The organism is Streptomyces sp. HNM0645, from assembly GCF_030056615.1.
In the GTDB taxonomy this organism is placed as follows: domain Bacteria; phylum Actinomycetota; class Actinomycetes; order Streptomycetales; family Streptomycetaceae; genus Streptomyces; species Streptomyces marianii.
Map to the genome: position 1 here is coordinate 41,073 of NZ_JASHLT010000046.1, position 12,552 is coordinate 53,624.

General features: G+C 72.8%; 13 protein-coding genes. 8 read left to right on the plus strand and 5 right to left on the minus strand.

The window, feature by feature from the left end; all coding sequences use genetic code 11:
• Nucleotides 1-135: 135 nt before the first annotated feature.
• Both QMZ92_RS27505 and npdG read right to left on the minus strand, forming a co-directional pair.
• Nucleotides 136-315: a hypothetical protein gene (locus QMZ92_RS27505; RefSeq protein WP_283300203.1), complete on the minus strand. Its 180-nt coding sequence runs from the start codon at nucleotides 313-315 to the stop codon at nucleotides 136-138.
• Nucleotides 316-437: 122 nt separating this feature from the next.
• Nucleotides 438-1,148 (minus strand): NADPH-dependent F420 reductase, encoded by a 711-nt coding sequence (gene npdG, locus QMZ92_RS27510; protein ID WP_283300204.1) that lies wholly within the window; start codon nucleotides 1,146-1,148, stop codon nucleotides 438-440.
• Nucleotides 1,149-1,250: 102 nt separating this feature from the next.
• Between npdG and QMZ92_RS27515 the strand changes: the two genes are divergently transcribed.
• Together QMZ92_RS27515 and QMZ92_RS27520 are read left to right on the plus strand one after the other, a co-directional pair.
• The gene (locus QMZ92_RS27515) at nucleotides 1,251-1,859 is read left to right on the plus strand and encodes a hypothetical protein (protein ID WP_283300205.1); all 609 of its coding nucleotides are present in this window, start codon (nucleotides 1,251-1,253) and stop codon (nucleotides 1,857-1,859) included.
• Between the two features lie 45 nt (nucleotides 1,860-1,904).
• Nucleotides 1,905-3,200, plus strand: coding sequence for an MFS transporter (locus tag QMZ92_RS27520; protein ID WP_283300206.1), 1,296 nt, complete (start codon nucleotides 1,905-1,907; stop codon nucleotides 3,198-3,200).
• 238 nt (nucleotides 3,201-3,438) lie between these two features.
• Here the strand turns inward: QMZ92_RS27520 and QMZ92_RS27525 are convergent, their stop codons facing one another.
• Nucleotides 3,439-3,669 (minus strand): hypothetical protein, encoded by a 231-nt coding sequence (locus tag QMZ92_RS27525; RefSeq protein ID WP_171053127.1) that lies wholly within the window; start codon nucleotides 3,667-3,669, stop codon nucleotides 3,439-3,441.
• A gap of 110 nt (nucleotides 3,670-3,779) precedes the next feature.
• Here QMZ92_RS27525 and map point away from each other — a divergent pair, with 110 nt between their 5' ends.
• On the plus strand, nucleotides 3,780-4,637 hold the full coding sequence (map, locus tag QMZ92_RS27530) for a type I methionyl aminopeptidase (protein WP_283300207.1): 858 nt from the start codon (nucleotides 3,780-3,782) through the stop codon (nucleotides 4,635-4,637).
• A gap of 124 nt (nucleotides 4,638-4,761) precedes the next feature.
• On the plus strand, nucleotides 4,762-5,415 hold the full coding sequence (locus QMZ92_RS27535) for a biliverdin-producing heme oxygenase (protein WP_283300220.1): 654 nt from the start codon (nucleotides 4,762-4,764) through the stop codon (nucleotides 5,413-5,415).
• Between the two features lie 208 nt (nucleotides 5,416-5,623).
• Here the strand turns inward: QMZ92_RS27535 and QMZ92_RS27540 are convergent, their stop codons facing one another.
• A complete protein-coding gene (locus QMZ92_RS27540; protein ID WP_283300208.1) occupies nucleotides 5,624-6,286 on the minus strand; it encodes a PhzF family phenazine biosynthesis protein in 663 nt (220 codons plus the stop codon).
• A gap of 558 nt (nucleotides 6,287-6,844) precedes the next feature.
• On the opposite strand from QMZ92_RS27540, the gene efeO reads away from it, so the two are divergent.
• Genes efeO through QMZ92_RS27560 form a run of 4 tightly spaced genes read left to right on the plus strand, consistent with a single transcriptional unit; the run spans nucleotide 6,845 to nucleotide 11,258 of the window.
• Nucleotides 6,845-7,993, plus strand: coding sequence for an iron uptake system protein EfeO (efeO, locus tag QMZ92_RS27545; RefSeq protein ID WP_283300209.1), 1,149 nt, complete (start codon nucleotides 6,845-6,847; stop codon nucleotides 7,991-7,993).
• A 14-nt stretch (nucleotides 7,994-8,007) separates the two neighbouring features.
• The gene (gene efeB, locus QMZ92_RS27550) at nucleotides 8,008-9,405 is read left to right on the plus strand and encodes an iron uptake transporter deferrochelatase/peroxidase subunit (protein ID WP_283300210.1); all 1,398 of its coding nucleotides are present in this window, start codon (nucleotides 8,008-8,010) and stop codon (nucleotides 9,403-9,405) included.
• A gap of 16 nt (nucleotides 9,406-9,421) precedes the next feature.
• A complete protein-coding gene (gene efeU, locus QMZ92_RS27555) occupies nucleotides 9,422-10,390 on the plus strand; it encodes an iron uptake transporter permease EfeU (RefSeq protein WP_283300211.1) in 969 nt (322 codons plus the stop codon).
• Nucleotides 10,278-11,258, plus strand: coding sequence for an SCO2278 family lipoprotein (locus tag QMZ92_RS27560; RefSeq protein ID WP_283300221.1), 981 nt, complete (start codon nucleotides 10,278-10,280; stop codon nucleotides 11,256-11,258). Before efeU ends, QMZ92_RS27560 begins: the two co-directional genes overlap by 113 nt.
• Before the next feature lie 471 nt (nucleotides 11,259-11,729).
• On the opposite strand, the gene QMZ92_RS27565 is transcribed toward QMZ92_RS27560, so the two are convergent.
• Nucleotides 11,730-12,503, minus strand: a complete 774-nt coding sequence (locus tag QMZ92_RS27565) for a bifunctional DNA primase/polymerase (RefSeq protein WP_283300212.1) — start codon at nucleotides 12,501-12,503, stop codon at nucleotides 11,730-11,732.
• Between the last annotated feature and the right edge of the window lie 49 nt (nucleotides 12,504-12,552).

The window sequence follows — 12,552 nt, forward strand, 5'->3', positions numbered from 1 at the left end:
AGCGGCTCGCCGTCGCCCGCTGCAGGCGGGCACACGGTCTGCCGCGGGATGCCGTACGCCGGCTGCGGGCGGGTCAGGAGCATCACCCGGGCAGGTGCCCGTGGTGCAGTTCCCCGTACGCCGGCTGCGGGCGGGTCAGGAGGTCGGCGTCGTCCGCGCCCTGCCGCGGCGGATGTAGTAGATCGCCATGTTCGACGACACACCGGCCAGCAGCACCCACACGATCCCCAGCCAGCTGCCCTCGACGAACGAGACGACCGCCGCGGCGACGGCGAGAACGCAGATGATGAGGGCATAGAGGGCGAGGCGGGGCATGGGGGTCGGCTCCTGTCCGGTCACGGGTGTTCCGGACCAGTGTCCCCCATACCCCCACGGCGCCGGTGACGCGGCACCACGTCCGGGGCCGGTACCACTTCTCGGACGTCGGTCACGCGTTCTCAGACGTCGGTCACGCGCAGACCCGCGTGCGCCTTGTAGCGCCGGTTCACGGAGATCAGGTTGGCGACCAGCGACTCGACCTGGTGGGCGTTGCGCAGCCGGCCGGAGAAGACACCGCGCATACCGGGGATACGGCCCGCGAGGGCCTGCACCAGGTCCGTGTCGGCGCGGTCCTCGCCCAGCACCATCACGTCCGTGTCGATCTCCTCGATCGACTCGTCCTGGAGGAGCACCGCGGAGAGGTGGTGGAACGCGGCGGTCACCCGGGACTCCGGCAGCAGGGCCGCGGCCTGCTCGGCGGCGCTGCCCTCGGCCGGCTTGAGCGCGTAGGCACCCTTCTTGTCGAAGCCGAGCGGGTTCACGCAGTCGACGACCAGCTTCCCGGCGAGCTCGGAACGCAGCGCCTCCAGGGTCTTGGCGTGCCCGTCCCACGGCACGGCCACGATCACGACATCGCTCCGCCGGGCGCACTCGGCGTTCTCCGCGCCCTCGATGCCGAGGCCCAGCTCGCGGGCCGCGGTCTCGGCACGCTCGGCGGCCCGGGAACCGATGATCACCTTCTGCCCGGCGCGGGCGAGCCGGTAGGCGAGGCCGCGGCCCTGGTCCCCCGTGCCGCCGAGGACGCCGACGACGAGACCCGAGACGTCGGGGAGGTCCCACGGGTCCCTGGCGGCGGGCTTCGGTGCGCTGGCGTTGTCTTGAGAAGTCATGACCCGACCTTACTCGCAGGTAGCAGGGCGGCCCGCCCCGTACGGATGGACCGCAGCGGAACCGCGGGCGGCGGGCGGGCCCGTGGGGCAGGATGCCCGCCCATGGATGCCGTACGCGTCGCGCTCTTCAGGGAAGTCCTCGCCGGGACCGAGTGGCCCGCGGCGGCCCGCAGGTTCGCGGGCACCCTGCGCTCCTCGGTCGTCCCCCAGGGCGGCGGACTGCTGCTGGTGGGAACGGCCCAGTACGAGCCGTGGCACCTCGCCGCGCACCTCGTGGACGAGGCGGCCTGGTCGGGGCAGCCCGAGCTGGCGCCCACCCTCGTACGCCACCGGGTGCGGCCGGGGGACCCGGCGCACCTCGCCGTCGGTCTGGGCCGGGTGGCGGCGGCCGGGCGCGGGGAGACACTACTGGTGGTGGCGCCGCAGCGGCCGGACGGAGGGCTGCTGGAGCGTGTCCACGACGCCCGGCGCTCCGGGGCGACGGTGCTCTCGCTGGACGCCGGCGACCCGGAGGTCGTCGGACTGGCGCACGAGGCGCTGACGGTCCCGGGGACGGCGGAGGTCGACCTGGACACGGTGCAGCACCTCATGAGCGCGGCGGCCGGCGAGAACGTCCTGCCGTCGCAGGGCCCGCGTGGCCGCAGGCCCTTGCGCGACCGCCTCGCCCGGCTGGCCGACCACCTCACGGCGCCCCCACCGGCGCGGTGGTGAAATTCGTTTGCCGCGCCCGCCCCGCCCCGCCGAGCATGGCCGGTCGTGGCTTCACGACTCGGCGGCACGCTTCTCCCCGACCTCTCCCCCTGGCGCTCCTCACGGGACTTCCGCCTGCTGTGGGTGCAGGGGCTCATCACGTTCCTCAGCAGCTTCATGGCGATGGTGGCGCTGCCGCTGCAGATCAAGGACCTGACGGGCTCGCCGCTCGCGGTCGGGATCATGGGCGCCGTGGAGCTCGTGCCGCTGGTGGTGTTCGGGCTGTACGGGGGCGCGCTCGCCGATGCGGTGGACCGGCGCGGGGTACTGGTCCTCACCGAGGGCGGCATGGCCGTGATGGCCACGATCCTGCTGGTCAACGCGTTGCTGCCGACGCCCGCGCTGTGGCCGCTCTATGTCGTCGCGGCGGGTGTCTCCGCTCTCGCCGGTCTGCAACGCCCCGCGCTGGACTCCCTGATGGCCCGGATCGTGCCGCACGACCAGCAGACCGCCGCGGCAGCGCTCAACGCGCTGCGCTGGCAGCTCGGCGCCATCGCCGGGCCGGCGCTGGCCGGGCTGGTCGTGGCGTACGCGGGACACGCGACGGCGTACACCACGACGGCCGCCGGGTTCCTGGTCTCCGTAGTGCTGTGCAGCCGGCTCTCCCCCGCCCCGCCCGCGCACGACGCGGAGAAGCCGTCGCTGCGGGGCATCGCGGAGGGCGCCCGGTACGCGTGGAGCCGGCCGGTGCTGCTGGGCACGTACGCGGTGGACCTGGCCGCGATGTTCTTCGCCTTCCCCAACACGATCTTCCCGTTCCTCGCCGACGAGCTCGACGCGGAGTGGTCGCTGGGACTGATGTACGCGTCGGGGTCGGTCGGCTCACTGCTGCTCAGCCTGACCAGCGGCTGGACCTCACGGGTGCGCCGGCACGGCCTGTTCGTGGTGTTCGGCGCCGCCGGATGGGGGCTCTCGATCGCCGCGGCCGGCTGGTTCACGAACATCTGGCTGGTGCTGCTCTGCCTCGCCTTCGCGGGCGCCGGCGACATGCTCAGCGGACTGGGCCGCTCCACCATCTGGAACCAGACGGTCCCGGAGTCCCTGCGCGGCCGCCTCGCGGGCATCGAGGTGCTCTCCTACAGCGTGGGACCGCAGCTGGGCCAGGTGCGCGCGGGTGCGGTGGCGGGCTGGACCGGCACCCGGGCGGCGTTCTGGAGCGGCGGGCTGCTCTGCGTGGCCTCGGTGGGCCTGCTCACGGCGGCGCTGCCGAAGCTCGCCACGTACGACGCGGCGACGGACGAGGACGCCCTGCGCCGCCGTGCCCAGAAGGAGGGGACGGCGGCGGCAGGAACGGTGGGCTGACGGGAGGGAGCCGCGTCGCGGTGCGGAGCCGCCTTCCCCAGGCAGCGGTCCGGTGGGACGGCTCCCCGCGGCAGACACCCCGGCCCGCACGGCCCGGGTGCGGCAGGCCCATCCGGCATCCCCGCCGCCCGGGTGCGGCGGACGCCAGACGGTCCGGCATCCGCAGCCGGCGCCGGTCGGGTACGCCCCCTGCGGCGCACGGCCGGGCGCCGGTCCGCCCCCCAGGTCCGCCCCGCGCTCAGTCGGCGGTGTCGCCGCCGCGCGGCGCGTCGTGCCACCGCGGGTCGTTCTCCCACTCGAGGTTCCGCTCCCGCGCCAGCTCCATCGCGTGCGTGGCCTCCTCGCGCGTGGCGTACGGACCGAAGCGGTCCTTCGCCGGGCACTCGGGCCCCTCCTCGACCTTCTTGTGCTCCAGGCAGTAGTACCACTCGCCCGGCTTGCCCACCGTGCGCTTCTTGAACAGGGCCATCGTCGGCTCCTTCCTCTGACCCATGCTGCCCCGACGTCTTCCCCTTCGCCCGAGGACGACGCCGTTCCCGGCGCCCGGAGCGCCGGGAACCCCCGGTTAGACTCGCTGGCATGTCTGGCCAGTCGCTGCTCGTACCAGGGAAGCTCTCTCCCACCCGTTCCGTACCCGGAAACATCCGGCGCCCCGAGTACGTCGGGAAGCCCGCGCCCAAGCCGTACACCGGGCCGGAGATCCAGGACACCGAGACGATCGAGAGGATGCGCGTCGCGGGCCGTATCGCCGCCCAGGCGATGGAGGAGGCCGCGAAGCTCATCGCCCCCGGGGTGACCACGGACGAACTCGACCGGGTCGCGCACGAGTTCATGTGCGACCACGGGGCGTACCCGTCGACGCTCGGCTACCGGGGCTTCCCGAAGTCGCTGTGCTCCTCGGTCAACGAGGTCATCTGCCACGGCATCCCGGACTCCACGGTGCTGCGGGACGGCGACATCGTGAACCTGGACGTCACCGCGTACATCGGCGGTGTGCACGGCGACAACAACGCCACCTACCTCTGCGGCGACGTGGACGAGCAGTCCGCGCTGCTGGTCGAGCGGACGCGGGAGTCACTCAACCGCGCGATCAAGGCGGTCCGGCCCGGCCGCCAGATCAACGTCATCGGGCGAGTCATCGAGTCGTACGCGAAGCGGTTCGGCTACGGCGTCGTACGCGACTTCACCGGCCACGGCATCAACTCCTCGTTCCACTCCGGCCTGATCATCCCGCACTACGACAGCCCGCACGCGACGACCGTGATGCAGCCCGGCATGACGTTCACCATCGAGCCGATGCTGACGCTCGGGACGCACGAGTACGACATGTGGGACGACGGCTGGACCGTGGTGACGAAGGACCGCAAGCGGACCGCGCAGTTCGAGCACACGCTGGTGGTGACGGAGACCGGAGCCGACATCCTGACGTTGCCCTGACGCGAATCCTGGGTAGCGTCCTTACCGACAGGTCGTCGGGAACCAATTGACTTAGGTAAGCCTAAGTAAGAGGATCCTGCTGGTTCCCGTCCCCATCGGTCCCCGGAGGCCCGCCTTGGACACCCTGGACACGCCCTTCTCGACCCTGATCCGTGTCGCGTCGCACGAACGGCACACCGAGGCGGAGACGTCGACGTTCATGAGCGATCTGCTCGGCGGCCGGCTGGCGGTCGACGCGTACGCCCGCTACACGGAGCAGTTGTGGTTCGTGTACCGGGCGCTGGAGGAGTCGGCCGGGGCCCTCGAGGCCGACCCGGTCGCGGGGCCGTTCATCCGGCCGGAGCTGTTCCGCGCGGCCGAGCTGGAGCGGGACCTGGCGCATCTGCGCGGCCCGGACTGGCGTACCGGTCTGCGCCCGCTGCCCGCCACGGCCTCGTACGCGGCCCGGGTCGAGGAGTGCGCCCGGACGTGGCCGGCGGGCTATGTGGCCCACCACTACACCCGGTACCTCGGGGACCTCTCCGGCGGCCAGATCATCCGCGACAAGGCCGAGCGCACCTGGGGCTTCGACCGCAAGGGCGACGGGGTCCGCTTCTACGTCTTCGAGCAGATCTCCAACCCGGCGGCGTTCAAGCGGGGTTACCGGGAACTGCTGGACGCGGTGAACGCGGACGACCTCGAGAAGCAGCGCATCATCGACGAGTGCAGGCGCGCCTTCGACTTCAACGGCGCGGTGTTCCGCGAGCTGGGCCGGGAGTTCCCGCTCAGCGCGGCGTGACGCGGCGGCGGGACAGCGCGTTTCCCGTGCCCGTGCTCTTCCCACGCCCGCGGACGCCGCGTTGACCGCAGGCGTCGCGAAGGCGTCCCGCGACCGCTGGCCATCGCGGGACTGCCGTGACCGCGGACGACCGAACGGTGCGACCTCGGGCACGGCATCGCGCGCCCCGGGCCCGGCCCTCCCGGGTCGGCGCCTCTGCCACGACGCGTCAGGGGCCCGCGAGCCTTACGCGGCCGCCGAGTTCGATCAGTCCGCCGGGTGCGGGGGCCGTCAGGAGCTGGGAGCCGCGCCCCTGGGTGATGTTCAGTGCGCGGCCGAGCTGTTCGGTCAGCAGCAGCGCCGCCGCGCCGGTGGCCTCGTCCTCGTCGACGCCGTCGCCCCGGCCGGGGAAGGCGCGGGCCCGGATCCGGCCCGCGGCCTCGTCCTCCCACGCCCATGCGTACGTCCATTCGCCGGGCGGCGGCACCTCCAGCGCCTCGACCTCGGCCGCCGAGCCGTACCGGCGCAAGGCGCGCGGCGGGGCCCACTCGGCGGGTGCGGCGATCCAGGTGAACTCGCCGTCGGAGCGCACCCACACCTCCCCCGCCGGGGGGTTCACCGTCTCCAGGTCCAGCAGCCAGGCCACCCCGACGAGAGGATGGCCGGCGAACGGCAGACGTGCCCCCGGGGTGTGGATGTCGACGACGCCGCGTTCGGGGTCGTCGACGAACACGGTCTCGCTGAAGCCCAGTTCGGCGGCGAGCGCCCGGCGGGACGTCTCGTCGGGGTACGGCCGCCCGTCGCGCACGACTCCGAGGGCGTTGCCGTGGCGGCCGTCGCCGGAGCAGAAGACGCGCAGGACGTCGAGGCCGCGGGGTCGTTCGTGTGTCACCCGGGCATTGAAGCATCCCCGTACGACACGGACCGGCAGGGTCGCGTCCACCGGCTCGGCGGCGGACGCGACCCTGCCGGGGCCGGGGAGGGCGTCAGCCCCCGGGAGGTGGCGCGGCGGCGGATCGCCGTCGAGGGCGCGCCCGGCGAGGGCGTTCCGCGACGAACTGCTCGGCGACGTCCACCGGCACCCCGCCCATCGTGGCGAAACGGGAACCTTGACTCGCACTTGACCCACTCGTGGGGCGGTCGTGGCGGTGCCGTGACCTCCCCGTTTCCGATGTGCGGGGATGAGATCNGGCCGGTGCGCGGGTGCTGCCGCACCCGCGCACCGGCACCCCGCCCATCGTGGCGAAACGGGAACCTTGACTCGCACTTGACCCACTCGTGGGGCGGTCGTGGCGGTGCCGTGACCTCCCCGTTTCCGATGTGCGGGGATGAGATCCGAATCACTGGACGGACCGGTGTCACTCAGGTAAGGCTCAGTTAAGTTAGGCCCGCCTCACCGGCTGACCGCACCGTCCGCACCCCGTCCCCGAACCCGTCCCGTGGAGCCCGTATGCAACCCACCCGCCTGTCCGTCGTCACCGCCGTCGCCGCGCTCTCCGCGCTCACCGCCGTCACGGGCTGCGCCGAGAAGAGCGATGCCGGGGACGGCAGCGGTGCCATCGCCGTGACCGCGAAGGACGACTCCTGCGAGGTGTCCGCGAAGGAGTTCCCGGCCGGTCATGTCCGGCTGGACATCGAGAACAAGGGCTCCAAGGTCACCGAGGTCTACATCCTCTTCCCCGACGACCGCATCGTCACCGAGCGCGAGAACATCGGCCCCGGCACCAAGGCGAGTCTGACCGCAGAGGTGAAGGCCGGCGACTACGAGATCGCCTGCAAGCCGGGGATGCGGGGCGAGGGCATCCGCCGCCCGGTCAAGGCGACCGGCGGCACCGCGGCGAAGCGCTCCCCGGAGATGGACGCGGCGGTCGCCGCGTACCGCACGTACGTGCAGCAGCAGGCCGACGAGACGCTCCCGAAGACGAAGGTGTTCACCGACGCCGTCCGCGCCGGCGACATAGAGGCGGCGAAGAAGGCGTACGCGGACTCCCGGATCGGCTGGGAGCGCACGGAGCCGGTCGCCGAGTCGTTCGGCGACATCGACCCGAAGGTCGACCTCCGCGAGGACGGTGTGGCCGACCTGAAGCCGGGCGAGAAGTGGACCGGCTGGCACCGCCTGGAGAAGGCGCTGTGGCAGGACGGGAAGCTGGGCGCCGAGGAGAAGGCGCTCGCCGACACCCTCGACAAGGACCTCGCGGTCTGGGTGAAGAAGGTCGGTACCGCCGAGATCACCCCGACGTCGATGGCCAACGGCGCCAAGGAACTCCTGGACGAGGTGGCCACGGGCAAGGTCACCGGCGAGGAGGAGCGCTACTCCCACACCGACCTGGTCGACTTCAAGGCCAACGTCGAGGGCGCGCAGAAGTCGTACGAGCTGCTGAAGCCGGTCGCGTCGAAGAACGACGCGGAGCTCGTCGCCGAGCTCGACAAGCAGTTCGCCGCGCTGAACACGCTGCTCGACAAGTACCGTGCGGACACGAGCACCTACGTCTTCACCTCGTACGACAAGGTCTCCGGAGCCCAGCGCAAGGAGCTGTCCGACGGGGTCAACGCGCTGGCCGAGCCGCTGTCGAAGCTGGCCGCGGCCGTGGTCGAGTAGGGGGACCGGCAGACATGTCCGAGGAGACCACACCCCCGGCCGGGACGGCGGAGCCCGGCAGGGACGAGCGCGGGGACACCGGCACGGGGACCGGCGGGAACGAACGGACCGCCGAGTCCACGCACACCGGCACCCAGGAGCGGACGGGCGAGCGCACGGGCACCGGCACGGGCGTCGCCGGGGCGACGGCCGCGCCCTCGCGGCGTGCGCTGCTCGGCTGGGGAGGTGCCGGGCTCGCGCTCGGCGCCGCCGCGGCCGGGGGCGCCGCGGCCGTCGCGACGGCCGGCGGCGACCGGACATCGCAGGCGGCCGCGAGCGGCGCCGCGGTGCCGTTCCACGGCACGCACCAGGCCGGCATCGCCACCGCCGTGCAGGACCGGCTGCACTTCGCGTCCTTCGACGTGAGGACCCGGGACCGGGCCGAACTGGTCCGGTTGCTGCAGGACTGGACCCGGGCCGCCGAGAGCATGACCGCCGGCAACACGGTCGGCGAGGGCGCGTACGGCGGTCTCGCCGAGGCCCCGCCGGACGACACCGGCGAGGCGCTCGGGCTGAAACCGTCCCGGCTCACCCTCACCGTCGGCTTCGGCCCGTCGCTCTTCGACGCCCGTTTCGGCCTGAGGGACCGCCGCCCCGCGGCACTGGTCGAGCTGCCGAAGTTCGCCGGGGACAACCTCGACCCGGCGCGCAGCGGAGGCGACCTGTGCGTCCAGGCATGCGCCGACGACCCCCAGGTGGCGGTGCACGCCATCCGCCAGCTCGCCCGGATCGGCTTCGGCAAGGTCGCCGTCCGCTGGTCGCAGCTCGGCTTCGGCAAGACGTCCTCGACGACGCCCGAGGCGCAGACGCCGCGCAATCTGATGGGCTTCAAGGACGGCACCCGCAACATCGCCGGCACCGACACCGACGCCCTCGGCAAGCACGTCTGGGTCTCGCGGAAGGACGGCCCGGCCTGGCTCGTCGGCGGCTCCTACCTCGTGGCACGCCGGATCCGGATGAACATCGAGACCTGGGACCGGACGTCGCTGAAGGAGCAGGAGGACATCTTCGGCCGCGACAAGGGCGAGGGCGCCCCGGTCGGCAGGGCGAGGGAACGGGACGAGCCGTTCCTGCCCGCGATGCTGCCCACGGCGCACGTACGCCTCGCGCACCCCGACTCCAACGGCGGGGCGAGGATGCTGCGCCGCGGCTTCTCCTTCACCGACGGCACGGACGGGCTCGGCCGGCTCGACGCGGGCCTGTTCTTCCTCGCCTACCAGCGGGACGTCGCCCACGGCTTCGTCCCGGTACAACGGAGTCTGGCCTCCGACGACCTCAACGAGTACATCCAGCACGTGGGTTCGGCGCTGTACGCGATCCCGCCGGGAGTCCGGGACAAGGACGACTGGTGGGGCCGGGCGCTGTTCTCGTGAGCGGAAGGGACCTCCCGTGTTCGGCAACTATCTGATCGGGCTGCGCGAGGGTCTGGAGGCCGGGCTGGTCGTCTGCATCCTCGTCGCCTATCTGGTCAAGACGGACCGCAGGGACGCGCTGAAGCCGGTGTGGGCCGGCGTCGGCGTCGCCTGCGGGGTGTCCCTCGCCTTCGGCGCGGCGCTCGAATTCGGTTCCCAGGAGCTGACGTTCGAGGCCCAGGAACTGCTGGGCGGCACCCTGTCGATCGTCGCGGTCTGCCTGGTCACCTGGATGGTCTTCTGGATGCGGCGCACCGCACGGCATCTGAGGGCCGAACTGCACGGCAGACTGGACGCCGCACTGCGGATGGGCACCGGCGCGCTGGTCGCCACGGCGTTCCTGGCGGTGGGCCGGGAGGGCCTGGAGACGGCCCTGTTCGTCTGGGCGTCTGTCCGGGCGGCCGCGGACACCGCCGGCTCGTCCGCGCCGCTCGCCGGGGTCCTGCTCGGGATCGCGACGGCCGTGCTGCTCAGCTGGCTGTTCTACCGGGGCGCCCTGCGGATCAACCTGGCGAAGTTCTTCGCCTGGACCGGCGGGATGCTGGTGGTCGTGGCCGCCGGTGTGCTGGCGTACGGGGTGCACGATCTGCAGGAGGCCCGTTTCCTGGGCGGCCTCGCCGACAAGGCGTTCGACGTCAGCGCCACCGTCCCGCCGGACAGTTGGTACGGCACCCTGCTGAAGGGCGTGTTCAACTTCCAGCCGAACCCGACCGTCCTCCAGGTCACGGTGTGGGCGCTGTATCTGGTCCCGGCACTCACGCTGTTCCTCGCCCCGGTAGGGTTCGGACGGTCAGTGCGGGGCGGCGAGGAACAGAAGGCAACCGATGAGCAGGCTGGGTCGGGCGGCGACGGGGCTCGCGGCGGTGACGGTGCTGTCGCTGACGGCGAGCGGGTGCGTGACGGTGCACGGCGAGCTGGAGGTCGTACCGTCGGCGACGAACGCTGAGGCCGAGCAGGCCCTCCAGGACTTCACCGACGCCTACAACGCGGCCGACAAGGCCTACGACCCGGCCCTCGACGCGGGCCGGGTCACGGGCGCGCTCGGCGCCATCAACCAGGCGGGCCTGAAGGCCCGCAGCATCACCACGCCCGGCGGCAACCCACGGCACCGCCCGCTGGAGCTCAGCGACACGACGTACCACATCCCCAAGAAGGCGGGCTGGCCGCGCTTCTTCGTGGCGGACGCCGACAGCAACCGGGACACCGACTCGGGCGACCAGGACAGCCGCTGGCTGATCGTGTTCGTCAAGAACAGCAACAAGCAGCTGTGGGAGGCCGCGTATCTGGCGATCGTCTCGACGGGCGAGGTGCCGAAGTTCCGCGCGGACCAGGAGGGCTGGGCGGAGCCGGTGGCCCCCGACTCCGACGCGACGGCCGTCGCCCCGCGCGATCTCAGCGAGGAGTACGCCTCGTACCTGCGGACCGGCAAGCCGCGGCACTTCGCCGACGGCGCGCACACGAGCGGGTGGCGGCAGGTGCGCGAACAGAACGGCCGGCGGGCGGGGCTGAGCACGCAGTACGTCGACCAGGCACTGGACACCGGGGACTTCGCGCCCCTCGGGCTGGCCACGGAGGACGGCGGGGCACTGGTGTTCTTCGCGCTGCGCTACTTCGACCGGCAGACCGCCGCGCAGGGTTACCGGCCCAAGGTGAGCCCGGACGTGAAGGCGCTCATGAGCGGTGAGGTGAAGAGCACGCTCACCAAGGAGTGGGTGTCGAGCCAGGCGGTGACGGTGGCCCCGAAGGGTGCGGCCGGCCCGCCGGTGCGGATCATCAGCCGGCTGCAGGGTGTGACGGCGGCGCGCGGCTCGTAGACCGCGCGGGCCTCTCCGGGGCGGCCGAGTGCCGGTGGTCCAACTCCTCGAAGAGCGGCCGGAAGACCGGGTCGCCGAGACTCCGGCCGAGTACCGATGTCGTCAGCCCGGCGCCTGCCATCCCCAACTGGTCGAGGGCGCGGGCCAGTTCTTCCAGCGAGGCGTCCAGGTGCGGGAGCGGCAGTGCGGCGAAGGCGGAGAAGCGGGGGCGGCGCTCAGGGGCACCACGGGCGCCCGGGGCATGCGCAAGGGGCGGGTGACTCGGCGGGTGTCACCGGCGCGCGACGACCGAGCACCTGAACGACTCGGCGTCGCGGGAAGGCGACGCGACGACTCAGCGGCTCGGCGGGCGCGGAGGCGCGACGCGACGGCGCAACCCTCAGCAGCTCAGCGGCGCGCGGAGGCGCGACGCGACGGCGCAACCCTCAGCCGCTCAGCGGCGCGCGGAGGCGCGACGCGACGGCCGGCGGCTCAACGGCTGGACGGCCAGGCCACCGTGTGGTGGTCCGGGTCGTGCTGGCCGGTCTTCTCGGCGTACCTGGTGCAGGCGTCCGCCAGCGCCTCCAGCAGGGTCAGCGGGTCCGGCAGCGGATGCTCGGGGCCGCGCACCCAGGCGACACCGAGATCACCGGGGAGCCGCGAGGGCGGTACGAGGACGTAACTGCCGCGGCTGTGCCAGCGCAGGCCCGGATGCTCGTCCATCGTCCCGGGATGGCAGTCGAGTTCGCAGGGCCACCACTCGTCCTCGTCCTCGGGCGTACCGCGGGTCGCGGTGAAGAACAGCATCCGCCCTTCTCCGGACTCCGTGACCGGGCCGACCTCGGTACCGTCCGAGAGCAGCCGCTCCAGCGCCGCCCGTCCGGCCTCCAGCGGTACGTCGAGGACGTCGTGGACCATGCCGGTGGCGGTGATGAAGTTCGCCTCGGGCTGGTCCTCCGCCCAGCGCTCGACGGAGGCGGGGTCGTGCGTGGACTGGGTCTGCCAGGCGAACGAGACGGGGTGCCGGGCCGGCGTCGGACAGCCGATGCGCTCACAGGAACAGCTGTATCCCGAGGGGTGCGCGGCGGGCGCGAGCGGGAGTCCCGCGGCTGCCGCCGCCAGAAGCTGGCCGAGACGGTCCCGGGCGCGGTCGGACGCGGCGCCGGCGGCGTCCTCCCGGGAACGGCGGCGCAGCCACTGCGGCAGCCGGTTGTCCCAGGAAAGCCTGCTCTCCGTGCCGCGGTAGCGGCCGTTGCCGTCGCCCATCTATCCCCTCACATCTCCCTGCTCGCCCCGGCCCGCGCGGGCACGGCCG

What these genes read in the sequence shown, in the direction of transcription:
- QMZ92_RS27525 (WP_171053127.1), bottom strand. Translation starts at nt 3,669, where the DNA reads ATGGCCCTGTTCAAGAAGCGCACGGTGGGCAAGCCGGGCGAGTGGTAC.
- efeB (WP_283300210.1), top strand. Translation starts at nt 8,008, where the DNA reads ATGTCCGAGGAGACCACACCCCCGGCCGGGACGGCGGAGCCCGGCAGG.
- QMZ92_RS27565 (WP_283300212.1), bottom strand. Translation starts at nt 12,503, where the DNA reads ATGGGCGACGGCAACGGCCGCTACCGCGGCACGGAGAGCAGGCTTTCC.
- QMZ92_RS27515 (WP_283300205.1), top strand. Translation starts at nt 1,251, where the DNA reads ATGGATGCCGTACGCGTCGCGCTCTTCAGGGAAGTCCTCGCCGGGACC.
- npdG (WP_283300204.1), bottom strand. Translation starts at nt 1,148, where the DNA reads ATGACTTCTCAAGACAACGCCAGCGCACCGAAGCCCGCCGCCAGGGAC.
- efeO (WP_283300209.1), top strand. Translation starts at nt 6,845, where the DNA reads ATGCAACCCACCCGCCTGTCCGTCGTCACCGCCGTCGCCGCGCTCTCC.
- QMZ92_RS27505 (WP_283300203.1), bottom strand. Translation starts at nt 315, where the DNA reads ATGCCCCGCCTCGCCCTCTATGCCCTCATCATCTGCGTTCTCGCCGTC.
- map (WP_283300207.1), top strand. Translation starts at nt 3,780, where the DNA reads ATGTCTGGCCAGTCGCTGCTCGTACCAGGGAAGCTCTCTCCCACCCGT.